This is a genomic window from Flavobacterium succinicans LMG 10402 (genome assembly GCF_000611675.1).
GTDB classification, from domain to species: domain Bacteria; phylum Bacteroidota; class Bacteroidia; order Flavobacteriales; family Flavobacteriaceae; genus Flavobacterium; species Flavobacterium succinicans.
Genome location: NZ_JATV01000002.1, coordinates 37,560 through 53,704, shown reverse-complemented (window position 1 = coordinate 53,704; position 16,145 = coordinate 37,560). Strand labels below are relative to the sequence as shown.

8 protein-coding genes are annotated in these 16,145 nt (G+C 34.8%); 7 read left to right on the top strand and 1 reads right to left on the bottom strand.

From position 1 onward, the window contains the following. Nucleotides 1–16 precede the first annotated feature (16 nt). From AO58_RS0101700 to AO58_RS0101685, 3 genes are all read left to right on the top strand, one after another. Nucleotides 17–1,486: an oligosaccharide flippase family protein gene (locus AO58_RS0101700; protein WP_024980049.1), complete on the top strand. Its 1,470-nt coding sequence runs from the start codon at nucleotides 17–19 to the stop codon at nucleotides 1,484–1,486. A gap of 270 nt (nucleotides 1,487–1,756) precedes the next feature. After that, complete coding sequence (locus AO58_RS0101690) at nucleotides 1,757–3,454, top strand: mechanosensitive ion channel family protein (RefSeq protein WP_051536574.1); 1,698 nt, start codon at nucleotides 1,757–1,759, stop codon at nucleotides 3,452–3,454. 149 nt (nucleotides 3,455–3,603) lie between these two features. After that, the gene (locus tag AO58_RS0101685; protein ID WP_024980047.1) at nucleotides 3,604–3,885 is read left to right on the top strand and encodes a hypothetical protein; all 282 of its coding nucleotides are present in this window, start codon (nucleotides 3,604–3,606) and stop codon (nucleotides 3,883–3,885) included. A 79-nt stretch (nucleotides 3,886–3,964) separates the two neighbouring features. Here AO58_RS0101685 and uvrA read toward each other — a convergent pair whose 3' ends face one another. Further along, nucleotides 3,965–6,775, bottom strand: a complete 2,811-nt coding sequence (gene uvrA / locus AO58_RS0101680) for an excinuclease ABC subunit UvrA (RefSeq protein ID WP_024980046.1) — start codon at nucleotides 6,773–6,775, stop codon at nucleotides 3,965–3,967. Between the two features lie 193 nt (nucleotides 6,776–6,968). On the opposite strand from uvrA, the gene AO58_RS0101675 reads away from it, so the two are divergent. The 4 genes from AO58_RS0101675 to AO58_RS0101660 all read left to right on the top strand — a co-directional run bounded on the left by AO58_RS0101675 (nucleotide 6,969) and on the right by AO58_RS0101660 (nucleotide 16,138). Beyond that, nucleotides 6,969–9,776, top strand: a complete 2,808-nt coding sequence (locus AO58_RS0101675; protein ID WP_024980045.1) for a helix-turn-helix and ligand-binding sensor domain-containing protein — start codon at nucleotides 6,969–6,971, stop codon at nucleotides 9,774–9,776. Nucleotides 9,777–10,007: 231 nt separating this feature from the next. After that, the gene (locus tag AO58_RS0101670; RefSeq protein ID WP_024980044.1) at nucleotides 10,008–13,052 is read left to right on the top strand and encodes a SusC/RagA family TonB-linked outer membrane protein; all 3,045 of its coding nucleotides are present in this window, start codon (nucleotides 10,008–10,010) and stop codon (nucleotides 13,050–13,052) included. 11 nt (nucleotides 13,053–13,063) lie between these two features. Next, nucleotides 13,064–14,542, top strand: coding sequence for a RagB/SusD family nutrient uptake outer membrane protein (locus AO58_RS0101665; RefSeq protein ID WP_024980043.1), 1,479 nt, complete (start codon nucleotides 13,064–13,066; stop codon nucleotides 14,540–14,542). Nucleotides 14,543–14,554: 12 nt separating this feature from the next. After that, complete coding sequence (locus tag AO58_RS0101660) at nucleotides 14,555–16,138, top strand: hypothetical protein (RefSeq protein WP_024980042.1); 1,584 nt, start codon at nucleotides 14,555–14,557, stop codon at nucleotides 16,136–16,138. The last annotated feature ends 7 nt before the right edge of the window (nucleotides 16,139–16,145 follow it).

Sequence of the window (16,145 nt, the reverse complement as noted above, 5' to 3'; positions counted from 1 at the left end):
ATTCTACCTTCCAATAATGGGCATTGTTTTAAATCAATCATTAAAGAATACAATAATAACTTACATCGGTTTTGGAATAGGAGGGATAAGTACCTTATTTTTATTTCCACCTATTTTGGGTAAAACCTATTACGGTTTGTCAAATTATATTTTGTCTTGTGCTAATGTGTTGATGCCTTTATTTGCTATTGGTATGCAAAATACTTTAGTGAAATATTATTCGCAATGTAAAAACGAGGAAGAGAAGAATCAGTTTTTGTCTTTTACCATATGGTTTCCGCTTTTGTTAAGTATACCATTGATTTTGATAGGGTTGTTTTTCTATGATGAAATTTTGTTTTTTGTCACCAAGAAAAACCCAATCGTAAAAGACTTTATTTGGTTAATTCCGTTTGTAGGTTTGTCTATGGCGTATTTCGAAATATTTTATGCGTGGGCAAGAGTACATATGCATTCTGTTTTTGGAAATTTCATTAAAGAAGTAGGACTGCGTTTGTTTTCTTTATTAGCTCTTTTGGCTATGTTCTTCAAGTGGATAACGGCAGTTGAGTTTATTTATCTTACGGCTGGAATTTATTTTATTGCTTTTTTGGCGACCATGTTTTATGCGTTTCGAATCAAGAAACCTGTTTTTCAATGGGTTATTCCTGAAAATGCGAAAGGAATTATTGAATATTCCTTTTATATTATCCTCTCAGGAAGTGTAGCCAATTTATTGCTTGATGGAGATAAAATCATGCTCAATCAATACCTTGATATTGGCGATATTGGAATTTACTCTGTTGCCACCTTTATAGCGTTGGTAATATCGGTTCCCAGTCGTGCCATGCATCAAATTGTGTACCCTATTACGGCCAAATTAATGCATGAAAACAAATACGGTGAATTGAATGGTTTGTACAAAAAAACATCGATTAATCTTCAAATAGTCGGTGGTTATGTCATGCTTGGTATTTTTGTAAATATCAATCAGTTGTATGAATTGTTACCCAAAGAATTTGCTGGTGGTATTTTGGTAGTGTTTATGATCGGAATTTCTAAGTATTTCGATTTGATTTTAGGAAACAACAACGCGATTATTTTCAATTCTAAGTATTATCGAATGGTCTTGTTTCTTGGTGTGATGCTTGCTGTACTGACGTTTTTATTGAATTGGTTATTTATTCCACTTTACGGAATCATTGGTTCCGCTTTTGCCACATTATTGTCGATTACAGCTTACAGTTTGGCCAAATTATTTTTTGTAGTAAAGCGTATGCATTTGTATCCATTTAGCAAACAAACGCTTGAATCTATTGGTGTTTCAGTAGTTATTTTTGTGTTGTTTTATTTTTGGCAATTTCCCTTTCATCCTTTACTTGGGATTGCTTTAAAGTCAATATTACTTACAGTGGTTTATGTTTATGTTAATTATAAAATGGTCATTTCGCCCGAAATCAATCAGGTTATCGATACGCTTTTTATTAAATTAAAAATAAAAAAATAGTATTCACTCCGTTTAAATAGTAGAAATTCTGTTAAAAGTATGTTGTTTTGTCGTTATATTTGTTAAGCAAAATTTCATAAAAAATAATGTTTAGGAGCAGTGATCAAAGGATTTTTTGGTCACATCGTCCCGCCATCCGCTATATCTTTGCTTTTTTGGCAGCAAAAAAGCAAAGGATGCCGCTGCTGTCGGGGCTAAAAGGAAGCATTTGGCTTTCTTGTTTGCATTACAATGAAATTACATAGTTTAATTCAAAGACATTCAACTACTATGAATCGCACGAAAGCCTTTAGAATTCTTTTCATTTCATTCATTTTTACTACCATTTTGTGGGGTCAAAATTCAATATCACAACCTGATGTAAAGACCGCTACAACCATTAATTCAGATGTTGTTTCGACTATAAAAGAGCGTTATCCAGTAGCTCCTTTTAAAGACACGCTTTTTTATATTCATAACAAGATTGGTGCTTTCACACCCGAAAAAAGAGCTAGAGCGATTGAGGATCGTATCCGTCAAATTTATAGCGATCCATTATTTGAAGCCGATTCTTTAAAAATTGCTCCTGCTGATATTTCTTTGGATGTTGTTTATAAAGAAAATTTTGTAATACTTTCAATTACCACAACCGATGCAAGTATCGAAAAGATGGATGCTGAAGCGTTAGCTAAAAAAAGAAAGGCCATCATCACTACCGCTATTCAAAATGAAAAGAGCAGTAATACTTCCTTAATATGGCTAAAGCGTATCGGACTTGAAGCATTATTTGTAGGTTGTATTGTATTGCTTTTATATGCAATTAACGTGGCATTTAAACGGTTCATGTTTTATCTCATGAAAAACGATGAACGATTTTTTAAAGGCGTACTTTTAAATAATTATCATGTTTTAACACCTAGAAACCAACTCTTTTTTACTTTAAAATTGATAAAAACGCTTCGTTTGGTGTTTTACGGTTTAGTTTTCTATCTGTCGATTCCCTTACTTTTTAGTGTTTTTCCTTCAACGGAAGGTTATGCCACAAAGTTGATGTATTGGATTTTGAAACCTGCAAAATATTTTGTTTCTAGTTTTTTAGCATACCTTCCTAATTTGTTTTCAATATTGGTAATCTTTCTGGTATTTCGATATTTGGTAAAGATTTTACGTTTTTTTGTAATTGAAATTCAAAAAGGCAAAATTCAAATTAATGGGTTTTATAGTGATTGGGCGCAACCTACCTTCAATATAATTCGTGTTCTTTTATATGCGTTTATGTTGGTGATTATTTTTCCCTATTTACCGGGTTCAGATTCTCCTATTTTTAAAGGAGTTACTGTTTTTGTAGGGGTGTTGTTTTCCATCGGTTCGTCTAATGCCATTGCCAATATGGTGGCTGGATTGGTTATCACATACATGCGACCTTTTAAAACCGGCGATTTTATAAAAATTGGAGAGGTAAGTGGCGAAGTTATTGAAAAAACAGCCTTGGTTATTCGGCTGAGAACTACAAAAATGGAAGATGTAACGATTCCAAATGCCACAGTTTTATCGAGTTCTTCTATCAATTTTTCTTCAAATACGGATAAGAATACATCGGGTTTGGTGATTCATAGCACGGTGACGATTGGTTATGATTGTCCTTGGCGTGAAGTTCACAAAGCCTTACTTGAAGCAGCAAGCCGAACAGAATTAATTGAAAAAGATCCTATTCCTTTTGTATTACAAACTAGTTTGGATGATTTTTACGTGTCATACCAAATTAATGCTTTTACAAAATCGCCTAAAAAACAGCCCATAATTTATTCGAGTTTGCATCAAAATATTCAAGATTGTTTTAATGAAGCGGGCATCGAAATTATGTCACCACATTACAAAGCCCTTCGTGATGGAAATCAATCAACAATTCCTGAAGCGTATTTAACAGAACACTATAAACCCACTTCTTTTGGAGTAACTATTGAAGATAAAAAGCAACAAACCGAGTAAATGAATTTTTTGTAATAATGAACTTTGTAATTTCTTGTTTTTTTCTAAAATATCACTAAAAGTGGGTATTGTTTAAGCGCTGTTGTTATGGTAGATTTGCGGTATAAAATTGCTATGTACCGAAACAGAAATACAAAATTAACCAACCTATGAGTGCGCAAGAATTAGCCAGATTTACCGAGTCTATCAACTCTAAGTTAGAGCAAGGATTTGTTTTAGAAGAAAAAAATGATACGCTACCTTTTGCCGTTTTATCTAAAAAACGTAAAAGAGTAAACCATAAATTTAACTTTAGATTGTCTTGTTTAACGCTTGGCGTTTGGTCTTTCGTTTGGTTGTATTTGAGCCATATTTCTAAAGCCAAGAAAATTGTAGTGGGTATGGACGAAGATGGCAATATTTTTCAGGAAAACTGTTATATGGGATCTTAGTTAATTATACTTGTAGAAGAGTAAGCCACGAATTGAGATATGTTGTATCTGAATTCGTGGCTTTTTATTTAGAATACTATTATTTCAATTTGTCTTTTAAATATTTAGCTGTAACCGATTTTTTGTTGGTAACGATTGCCTCAGGTGTACCAACTGCTAATAATTGCCCTCCATTTTCGCCACCTTCAGGTCCCAAATCAATAATCCAATCGGCACATTTTATCAAATCGAGATTGTGTTCGATCACCAAAATCGAATGTCCTTTGTCAATCAAAGCTTCAAAGGAAGCGAGTAGTTTTTTGATATCATGAAAGTGTAGTCCAGTTGTAGGTTCATCGAATACAAACAACGCTTTTTCTTTGGTAGCTCCTTTCACTAAAAACGATGCTAATTTGATGCGTTGTGCTTCGCCACCTGACAAAGTCGAAGAAGATTGCCCCAATTGTACATAGCCCAAGCCAACATCTTGCAAAGGTTGAAGTTTTTGCATGATTTTGCTTTGTTTGTGTTGGGTGAAAAAGGAAATCGCATCATCGATGGTCATCGTTAAGATGTCATGAATGCTTTTTCCTTCGAAGGTAACTTCTAAAACCTCTTTTTTAAAGCGTTTTCCATTGCAGGTTTCACAAGGCAATTGTACATCGGCCATAAAGACCATTTCTACATTGATGCTGCCTTCTCCTTTGCAGGTTTCGCAACGACCGCCATCCACATTAAAAGAAAAATGTTTGGCTTGGTAGCCTCTTACTTTGGAAAGCTTTTCTTTGGCAAACAAATCACGAATGTCGTCGTAGGCTTTGATGTACGTTACAGGATTAGAACGAGAACTTCTTCCTATCGGATTTTGATCCACATATTCAATGTGTTTGATGTGCGAAAAGGAGCCTTTTATTTCGGTAAATTGACCGGCTTTTTCGCCAATGTTTTCCAGTTTTTTTTGCATGGCCGGAAACAGTATCTTTTTGATTAAAGTACTTTTGCCACTTCCTGAAACCCCAGTAATCACGGTCAGTACATCAAGTGGAAAAACAACATCAATGTTTTGAAGATTGTTTTCTCTAGCGCCAATAATTTCGATATAATTTTTAAAGGGTCTTCGTTTTTTAGGCGTCTCAATAGTTTTGGTGCCACTCAAATAATGAGCAGTTAAGGAGTCCGCTTGTAAAATTTCAGTATACGTGCCTTGAGCTACAAGATTTCCTCCCAAAGTACCGGCTTCGGGACCAATATCAATAATCATATCGGCGGCTTTCATGATATCTTCGTCATGTTCTACCACAATCACGGTATTTCCTAAATCACGTAAGGAAAGTAAAACGGTAATTAAGCGTTCAGAATCTTTAGGATGCAAACCAATGCTAGGTTCGTCCAAAATATACATGGAACCCACTAAACTGCTTCCGAGCGAAGTAGCCAAGTTAATACGTTGTGATTCTCCTCCCGATAAGGTAGACGAGTTGCGATTTAAAGTTAAATAATCCAGCCCTACCTCGGTTAAAAAGGCCAATCGATTATTGATTTCAATAAGTAAACGTTTGGCAATTTGTTGTTCGTAACTATCTAATTGGATGTTTTGGAAAAAGGCTACCAGATTTTTAATGGGTAAATCTACCAAGTCTGAAACGGTTTTGCTATTGATTTTAACGTAGGATGCTTCTAGGCGTAAGCGTCTTCCTTTACACGTTGGACATTTGGTTTTTCCTCGGTAGCGAGAAAGCATGACGCGATTTTGTATTTTATAATTCTTTTCTTCTAACTCTTTAAAGAAGTCATTCAACCCTTGAAAGTATTGATTTCCTGTCCAAATGAGTTCCTTTTGTTCAGGAGTTAATTGAAAATAAGGTTTATGAATCGGGAAATCAAATTTGTAAGCGGTATTGACTAATTCATCTCTAAACCAACTCATACTTTCGCCACGCCAAGGATAAATGGCATTTTCGAATACAGAAAGTGTGGTGTTGGGTACGACTAAATCTTGATCGATACCTATTATATTGCCATAGCCTTCGCAAGCCGGACAGGCGCCATAAGGATTATTAAAACTAAACAAATGCACATTGGGCTCTAAGAATGAAATGCCGTCCAATTCAAAATTATTCGAAAAAGAGATTCGATGGGTTTGATTTAGTTCTTGTAAAAAGCATTCGCCTTTTCCTTCATAAAATGCAGTTTGGACAGCATCAGCCAAGCGATTATAGAATTCCTCTTCGTCTTTTACCACGATACGATCAATTACCAATTCGATGGCTAATTTTTCTACTTCTTTTGGTTTTTTATCGGCAATTGAAGCTATGAAATCGTCTAAACGGAGCATTTCATGATCGACTAAAACCCTTGCGAAGCCCTGTTGCTGTAGTATTTTTAATTTATCGTCAATTTTTCTTCCTTCTTCCACATGTAAAGGAGCAAGTAGCAGCCATCTGCTGTCAGGCGCCAATGTTTTAACACTATTAACGACGTCGGTTACTGTGTTTTTTTTGACTTCTTGTCCAGAAATTGGAGAATACGTACGACCAATTCGGGCATACAATAATTTAATATAGTCATAAATTTCAGTAGAAGTTCCCACAGTAGAGCGTGCATTAGTAGTATTTACTTTTTGCTCAATGGCAATAGCAGGTGCTATACCTTTGATATATTCCACTTTGGGTTTGTCTAACCTACCAAGGAATTGTCTGGCGTAGGACGATAAACTTTCTACATAACGGCGTTGACCTTCGGCGTATAAGGTGTCAAAAGCCAAACTTGATTTACCAGAACCTGAAAGACCAGTGATGACCACCAATTTATTTCGAGGAATCACCACATCCACATTTTTTAGATTATGAACTTGAGCGCCTTTGATAATTATATTTTTTTTGGGGTCTAGTGTAGTAAGATCAATCGACATAATAAAAATGAATTTGTACAAAAGTAAACAATTTTGGTTGGGATGCTGCTTTAGAAAAGTTCGGTAGCGGTACAAAATGATCTTTTTTTAAACTATTGATTTTTATTTGTATTAATATTTTTTTCTTTTCTTATAGCTCCTTTTTAATCTTATTAAAGGTTTTTATGTATAATTTTACAGAAATCATACTACTATGCGTTTACTTCAAAAGATACTGTTGCTTACTTTTTTTACTTTTTTAAATGTATCTGCACAGGAACTTCCACCCATTATAAAACATTCTCCAATAAGTTATGGAGGAGGTAATCAAAATTGGATGATTGCTCAAGATCAAAATCAATATTTGTATTTTGCCAATAATGAAGGTTTGCTCACTTTTGATGGTTCAAAATGGGACTTGTATCCTTCTCCCAACGAAACGATTTTCCGATCAGTGAAAGTAATAGGTGAGCGAATCTACACGGGCTGTTACATGGAATTTGGATATTGGATTCGACATAAAAACGGTCGCTTACTGTATACTTCGTTAAGCAAGAAAGTTTTTAGTAAAATTCAATCGGATGAGCAGTTTTGGAACATTCATAGTTATGATCATTGGGTTGTTTTTCAGTCTTTGAACAAGATTTTTATTTTTGATACTAAAAAAAATACATTTAAAATAATCCATCCAAAATCGGGTATTTTAAAATCGTTTAGAACTTCTAGTGCTATTTGTTTTCAAACGAACGATAATGAATTGTATGAAATTGTAAGTGGTAAAGCCATTAAAATTTCTAATGATCCTATCTTGAAGCGCAATAAAATTATTAATGTTTTTGCCATAGAGAAAGGGTTGTTGATACAAACTCAGGACCAAGGTTTTTATACTTTAATTGAAGGTACGGTTTCTAAATTTACAACTTCTATTGATGCGCAATTGTTTTCTAGCAAAGCTTATAGTAGTTGGAGGTTGTCCAATGGAGCAATTGCCATCGGAACCATATCGAACGGTGTTTTTATCATTGATAAGAATGGCGCATTGCAACATCACATCAATCAGAGTAACGGATTAAGTAATAATACCGTTTTGTCGTTGTTTGAGGATAATGATGCGAATTTGTGGTTAGGTTTGGATAATGGTATCAATTGCATCAACTTGAATTCACCTGTTAAAACTTTTTCAGATAACTCGGGTGTTTTGGGAACCATTTATGTTTCAAAGAAAATAATCGATTTTTTGTATGTAGGAACCAATCAAGGTCTTTTCTTTAAAAAATACAATTCTAATGATTCTTTTAGGTTTGTTTCTGGAACGAAGGGTCAGGTCTGGTCCTTGTTTGCTTGGAATGGTGAATTGTTTTGTGGACATGATTCAGGGACATTTGTAGTGAAAGGCGCAATTGCAGTTCCTATTTATAGAGGTTCAGGTACTTGGAAGTTTAGTACTATTCTCAATAAGAAAGATGTTCTTTTACAAGGTGATTATAGAGGTATTTCAGTACTCCAGAAAATCAATAATCAATGGGTGTATAAAAATAAAATTGAAGGATTTAATTATTCGGCTAAGAATTTTGAAATCACTCCTTCCCTTGAGGTGTATGTTAGCCATGAATACAAGGGAATATTTCGATTACAGTTGGATCGGCAATTGACTAAAACCAAGTCTTTTTATACGTATTCCTCGCCTAAAAAAGGAAAGAACGCAAGTTTGATTAAATACAATGGCGTTATTTACTATGCCTATAAAGAGGGAATCTTTAAGTTAAATCCAAAGACCAAACAATTTGAAAAAGATGCTTTCTTAAGTGCTATTTTTAAAAAAGAAGAATATACTTCCGGAAGAATGATAGTGGATGATGCCAACCGTTTATGGTTATTTACTAAAAATTATGTTCATTATTTGTCACTAAGCAAACTCGATGCACAATTAAAAGACAATGCCTTTCCAATGCCTTTAAACATCACCAATTCTATGGTGGGTTACGAAAATTGCACGCAACTCTCTAATTCTGTTTATTTATTTGGTACGGTTGACGGTTATTATACTTTAAATTTAGATGACTTAAAGCTAAAGAAATACAAAGTAGCCATTACTAATATTACAGTGAATCGGTTGAATGAAGAAGCTGAAGCGTTTTCAACAGAGGCTGAAGGAGAATATAACCACAAACTCAATAATTTTTTATTCAATTATACTGTACCTGAGTATAATAAGTTTATGAAAGCTGAATACCAATATATGTTGGAGGGATTGGATGCGCGTTGGAGTAGTTGGAGTGCTAAATCTTCAATAAATTTCAAAAATTTACCACCAGGTGATTATGTTTTTAAAGTACGTGCTAAATTTTCGGATAATAGATTGGGAACGACTGCTCAATATAAATTTTCAGTTTTAAAACCATGGTATTGGACTAATTTAGCTGTATTCATTTATTTCATTTTGGCCTTGGTCATGGGCTATTACATTCATGCTGCTTACCAAAAAAATTACGCTAAACAAGAAGCAAAATTAATTGAGGAAAACAATTTTTTACTTGAAATTAAAGAATTGGAGAACGAAAAGGAATTAATGCGCGTTCGAAATGAGCAACTATCACAAGATGTAGATTCCAAAAGTCGTGAATTGGCTGTTTCCACCATGAGTTTGAATAATAAGAATGAATTGTTAGAATTTATCAAAGAAGATTTAAAAAAGTCTGCATCCCATTCTACCTCAAACATACGTACAGTGATTTCGACTATTAATAAAAATATTACTAAAGATGATTCTTGGCATGTGTTTAAAGAGGCGTTTGATAATGTAGATAAAGATTTTCTAAAGAAGGTAAAAGTATTGCATCCAACATTAACGCCAAACGATTTAAGACTCTGTGCTTACCTTAGAGTGAACTTGTCCTCTAAAGAGATTGCTCCTTTGTTAAATATATCGGTACGTAGTGTGGAAATTAAAAGATATCGTTTGCGTAAAAAAATGGACTTGTTACATGAACAAAGCTTGGTAGATTATATTTTGAAAGTTTAAAATGTTAATTAAATCTAAAAATTACCTATACAACACCTCAACATTTATAAAATGCGAGGTGTTTTTTGTTTCCGGATGCCGGATGATTTAACTTTTGTAAGGCTATTAAATACAAGGCTTTCCGTTGTTTTTTTTGTTTTTTTTAGGATTGTATGTTTTTTGTTGAGGTACTTTTTGGAACTACAACGTGATAGTTAGCTAATTTTAACAAATCAATAAAAAAAACAAAGTATGAAATCGAAACTACTATTTATTTCATTTATGTTGCTATCCATTTTAGGATATTCGCAATCAAATGAAATCAGCGGAACTGTTTTAGATGCCAAAACGGGATTAGCACTGCCAGGTGTTAATGTTAAGGTAAGCAACAGTAATCAAAGTACCTCAACGGACTTTGATGGAGGCTTTAAATTATTTAAAGTGGCTCCAAAATCAACTCTAATCTTTAGTTATATAGGTTATGTTGATTACAAAGTTACCGTTTCAGGTAACGAAAAATTAGTTATTAAAATGAATGAAGAATCCAATGCCCTCAAAGAAGTAGTGGTTATTGGATACGGAAGTCAAAAGAAAAGAGAAGTAACAGGAGCCGTTTCGGTTTTGGATGCTAAATCTCTGGATGTGATTAAACCTATTAAAGTAGAGCAAGCTTTACAAGGAACGGTTTCAGGAGTAAACGTAACGGCACAATCAGGTGCGCCTGGAGCTGGGTTAGACATTCGAATTCGTGGTATTGCTACAAACGGTGAAAACAGACCAACTACCATTATAGATGGTTACATTGGTGAGTTAGGTTTACTAAACCCAAATGATATCGAAACCATTACGGTATTAAAAGATGCTCAAGCAGCGATCTACGGTACGATTGGTGCTAATGGTATCATTTTGATTACTACCAAAACAGGTAAAAAGAATGCTAAAACAAAAGTAAACTTCAACACTTATGTTGGTTTTCAAGAAGCCTCAAGATTATTACCTACTTTGAATGCCACAGAATATGCTTTGTTACTAAACGAAAGCTACGCTAATGGCGGACAAACCATTCCTTATCCAAATGTATCTGGGTTAGGAAAAGGAACTAACTGGCAAAAAGAAGTTATCAAAACGGGTGTTCCAATTATCAACCATGATTTTACCATCTCTGGTGGTGCCGAAAAAATGACGTATGCCATTAGTGCTTCTCATTTAGACCAAGAAGGTATCGTAGGAAATGATAAATCTGGGTTTTTAAGAAACACTGCTAGAATTTCTCTTGGTGCAGATTTAACTGATAAATTAAAGTTGAAAACCAATGTTATTTATACCTATTTCAATAGAAAAACATTAAATGAGAACGGTTTAGGATCTGTATTGTTCAACGCTTTGAACGTTCCTTCTACTTTAAAACCATATGATGCTCAAGGTGATTTTACACTTGTTCCAAGTACTGCAGGATTAGGAAATGAAATTATTAATCCGCTTGAGCAAATTGACAATACATACAATGATTACAATTTCAAAAAATTGAATGGTAATTTTGGTTTAGATTACAAAATGTTTGACGGATTTGTACTTTCTGCTACAATGGGTTTCAATACCGCTCATAGCGATTCTAGAAACTTTGCCAAACAAGTAAGCTACGGTGGAAAAGTATTTGATGTAGTGCGTAGCTCAGTAACACAAGGAAAAGTAAATGATAACGATTACTCTTTCGATATTTATGGTACGTACACTAAAAAAATTGGTGAAGATCACAACTTAGTAGCTACCTTGGGTAATACTATTTTTAAACAATGGGGAAGCGGATTATCTGCTACAGGTTACGATGTACCAAACAACTCTTGGGATTTTGCCGATATTTCATTGACTACCGGATTTTTGGCAGCAAAAACCAATAGTTCTTATGTGTATGATGAGCGTAGATTGTCTTATTTTGGTAGAATGCAATACGACTACAAAGGAAAGTATTTATTATCTGCGATGTTAAGACGTGATGCTTCTACTAAATTTGGCCCTAACAATAGAGTAGGTTATTTCCCTTCTTTTACTGCAGGATGGATTATCTCAGATGAAGGTTTCTTTGGTGAGCCAAAAGCATTCAACTTCATGAAATTAAGAGCGAGTTATGGTACTTTAGGTAACGATCAAATTCCTAACAATGGATATTTAGGATTTTTAAATGGTGAGGCTTCTTATGTTTTTGATGGCATATTAACCAATGGTACTGCCGTAGGACAAACCCCTAATTCCGACCTAAAATGGGAAGAAGCACGTAAATTTGACGTAGGTTTGGATTTCAAATTTTTAGACAATAAATTATCAGTTATTGCCGATTATTTTATAGATACTCGTAAAGATTTATTAATTCCAAATATTCCAGTTTCTGGTATTATTGGTACCAATGCGCCAGGTGCTAGTTCACCAACAATCAATGCTGGTACCGTTCGTAACTCTGGTTTAGAAATGTCTTTTGATTATAAAAAAACATTTAGTAATGATTTATCTTTAAGTGTTGGGTACAATGTTACTTTCTTGAATAATGAAGTATTAGAGGTAAACAACGGTACAGGTTTTATTGAAGGAGGTTCATTTGGAGTAGGTCAACCCGCTCCGTCAAGAATGGAAGTAGGAAAACCAATTGGCTATTTTTATGGATATAAAACCGATGGTGTTTTTCAAAATCAAGCCGAAGTTGACGCACATCCATCTCAATTAGCTCTAGGTGCTAATGCTGCTCCTGGTGATATTCGTTTTGTAGATAACAATGGCGATGGTGTGATTGATACTAAAGATAGAACCAATATTGGTGATCCAGTTCCTGCTGCAACCATGGGATTCAATGTGCAATTGAATTACAAAAATCTTGATTTTGCTGTGTATACTTTTGCTTCAGTGGGTAATGATATGGTGCGTAATTACGAAAGAACATTATCTGATGCCAACCGTTTGAATTATGTTTTAGACCGTTGGACTGGCGAAGGTTCTACCAACACAACGCCAAGAGTAACAACTGGTGCTACTTCTAACAATGTTTTCTCTGATTATTTCGTAGAAGATGCTTCGTATTTAAGAATTCAAAATATTCAAATAGGGTACTCGTTAAGTCCAAATTTTACTGAAAAAATCGGAATCTCAAAATTCAGGTTGTACACAGGAGTAAACAACTTATACACCTTTACTAAATACAAAGGTTATGATCCAGGAGCGTCTGATGGAAAACCTATTGGAGGAGGAATTGATTACGGGTTTTACCCAATACCAAGAACCTATTTGTTAGGGTTAAACATTAATTTTTAATTGCCATTACAATGAAAAAATATCTTTTTATATCGATTGTAACACTTATCGTTACTTCGCTCTCCGTTACTTCTTGTACGGATGAGTTTGTAGATCGTCAGCCAGAATATTCAATTGATTCTGAAAATTATTTTAATTCTAAAGAAGAATACGACAGAGCTTTAATTGCAGCTTATGACTTATTGCAATCTTCGTATGTGAATGTTTTATTAGGTGAAATTGCCTCTGATAATACATTGGCAGGTGGTGAAAGTCCAACAGATGTCATCGGTTTTCAACAAATTGACGACATGATTCATACTCCCGTAAATAACAACCTACGTGATATTTGGAATTGGATGTTTGCTGGAGTGCAAAGAACTAATTATATCCTAGAATTTAAGGACAAAACTAATTTTACTGGGAAAGAGCAAATTATTGCTGAAGCTCGTTTTTTAAGAGCATATTACCATTTTGAGTTGGTAAAATGGTTTGGTGGAGTTCCAATGAAAGGAGATGCTCGTTTTAAAATTGGAGACGAAAAAACCATCAAAAGAAGCACACCAGCAGAAGTATATGCTGCTATTGAAGCCGATTTGATCTATGCTTCTCAAAACTTGGCAGCCATTCCTTCTGAAAGAGGAAGAGCCACCAAAGGAGCAGCATTAGCATTATTAGGAAAAGCGTATTTGTATCAAAACAAATTTTCGCAAGCAGCTACAACTTTAGAGAGTTTAATTACTACCAATACGTACTCTTTGGTTACAGATTACAACTCTATTTTTGAAATGGCAGGAGAAAACAACGCTGAGTCTGTTTTTGAAGTTCAGTATACTGATATTAAAGGTGCTGGTTTTGGATGTTTACAATGTAGTGAAGGTAACGTAGCAGTAGGGTTTAATGGTGTGAGAAACTACTCAGGTGGTTTATTCACTTCAGGGTTTAGCTTTAACGTTCCTACTAAAGAGGCTTTTAACGCTTATGAAGGTGGAGATAACCGAAAAACGGTTGCCATTCTTGATATCGAAGCTTGGGCTGCAAGTACTGGAGCTACTTTTGGAAAAGGAAACGAACACACAGGATATTTTAATAGAAAGTATTTACCAAGAAAACGTAGTGCTGATGCTGCAGGAGATTTGAACTTGACTAATCCAAACAATTACAGAGCGATTCGTTATGCCGATGTGTTGTTAATGGCAGCCGAAGCCTTTAACCGTGGAGGAATTGATGATACCAAAGCAAGATTGTATTTAAATAAAATACGTCAACGTGCTTTTGCGGATGATAATCACAATATTACTGCTTCTGGTGCAGCATTAACTGATTTCATTTACAGAGAAAGAAGATTAGAATTATTAGGCGAAGGGCACCGTTTCTTTGACTTGGTACGTACTGGAAAAGCAGCAGGAGCCATTCCAAACTTTAAAGCTGGAAAAAACGAAATTTTCCCTTTACCTATCGAAGAAATTCAATTTTCAAACGGCAATTGGGAGCAAAACCCTGGATACTAAACAATAAATATTATGAAAAAAATAGTATATGTTATAAATATGTTAGTGCTTGCCATCATGGTGGGTTGTACTAACGAGAATGATGTAGTCGATATCAATGGATTGGAAAACCCAAAGAACATTTCGGCATTAACCACCGTAACACAAGACAATACGGGATTGGTTACCTTCTTGCCTCGCGGGGAAGGAGTTACACGTTACGAAATTTATTTTGGGGACGGTACCAAAGAACCTGCTTATGTTGTGCCAGGTGGAACGGTTGATCACAAATACAAAGAAGGCGTTTATGATGCTAAAATTGTGGGTACTACTTTAAATGGAAATAAAACTGAAACCATTCAAAAAGTAGTGGTTTCGTTTAAAGCTCCACAAAATTTGGTGGTGACAATTGAAAACGATAAGCAAGTTTCCAAAAAAGTAACCGTTACTGCCAAAGCTGATTTTGCTTTGTTCTATGATGTTTATTTTGGAGAAGCTGGGAAGCCTAATCCAATTTCTGGAAACAACGGAGAAGCGGTTTCTTATACTTATGATCAACCGGGTGTGTACAAAATTCGTATAGTATCCAAAAGTGCTGCTATTCAAACCACGGAGTTTAGTCAAGATTTTACAGTGACGGTAGTTAACAAGCCTTTTGCTGCTGCACCAACACCTCCAAACCGTCAAGCTGGAGATGTGATTTCTATTTATTCTGCCAAATATACCAATTTAGCGGGTACTGATTTCTTTCCAAATTGGGGGCAATCTCAAGCGGGTTATGCTGCTACTGAGTTTGATTTAAATGGCGACAAAATGCTAAACTATATTAACTTGAGTTATCAAGGTACTCAATTTGCAAACAATGTTGACGTTTCTGGTATGGAGTTTCTTCATATGGATGTTTGGACTGCGGATGTTCAAAAATTCACGACTTTCTTAATCAGTAAAACTAGTGGTGAAAAACCAGTAGTTAAAGATCTTGTAGCAGGCCAATGGACTAGTATCGAAATTCCAATTACTGCCTTCACGAGTCAAGGTTTAACAGTGAAAGATATTTTCCAATTCAAGTTTGAAGGAACTCCTTCTGGAAAAGGATCAGTATTTATTGATAACATCTATTTTTATAAAACTCCGGGTGCTTTATTAGAATTCCCTATTGATTTTGAGTCTTCATTGTTGACTTATGGATGGGAAGGTTTTGGAGGTATTGAAGGAAAAGCAAAAGTAATTGCTAATCCTGATAAGTCTGGAGCTAATGTATCAAATAAAGTAGTATCTATTGAAAAACCTTCTGGTGCTCAAACATGGGCTGGTGCTACTATTGAGTTGGATTCTAAAATTGATTTCTCCAAAGGAACTAAAGTAAAAATTGCCGTATGGTCTCCAAAAGTTGGTGCAACTATTTTATTCAAAATGGAAGATAAAACCAACGGTGGAATCAATTTTGAGGTAAAAGCAACAACCACCGTTGCTAATGCGTGGGAAGTGCTGACCTTTGATTTGGCAGGTAAATACGATGCTACTAAAACGTATAACAAGGTAGCTGTTTTTCCTGATTTCGATGTGGCAGGAACAGGAGCGACTTATTATTTCGATGATTTGAAACAATCTAATTAATTCAAAA

Coding starts and splice junctions, on each gene's coding strand:
- AO58_RS0101700 (WP_024980049.1), top strand. CDS start 17: ATGGGCATTGTTTTAAATCAATCATTAAAGAATACAATAATAACTTAC.
- AO58_RS0101670 (WP_024980044.1), top strand. CDS start 10,008: ATGAAATCGAAACTACTATTTATTTCATTTATGTTGCTATCCATTTTA.
- AO58_RS0101685 (WP_024980047.1), top strand. CDS start 3,604: ATGAGTGCGCAAGAATTAGCCAGATTTACCGAGTCTATCAACTCTAAG.
- AO58_RS0101660 (WP_024980042.1), top strand. CDS start 14,555: ATGAAAAAAATAGTATATGTTATAAATATGTTAGTGCTTGCCATCATG.
- AO58_RS0101690 (WP_051536574.1), top strand. CDS start 1,757: ATGAATCGCACGAAAGCCTTTAGAATTCTTTTCATTTCATTCATTTTT.
- AO58_RS0101665 (WP_024980043.1), top strand. CDS start 13,064: ATGAAAAAATATCTTTTTATATCGATTGTAACACTTATCGTTACTTCG.
- AO58_RS0101675 (WP_024980045.1), top strand. CDS start 6,969: ATGCGTTTACTTCAAAAGATACTGTTGCTTACTTTTTTTACTTTTTTA.
- uvrA (WP_024980046.1), bottom strand. CDS start 6,775: ATGTCGATTGATCTTACTACACTAGACCCCAAAAAAAATATAATTATC.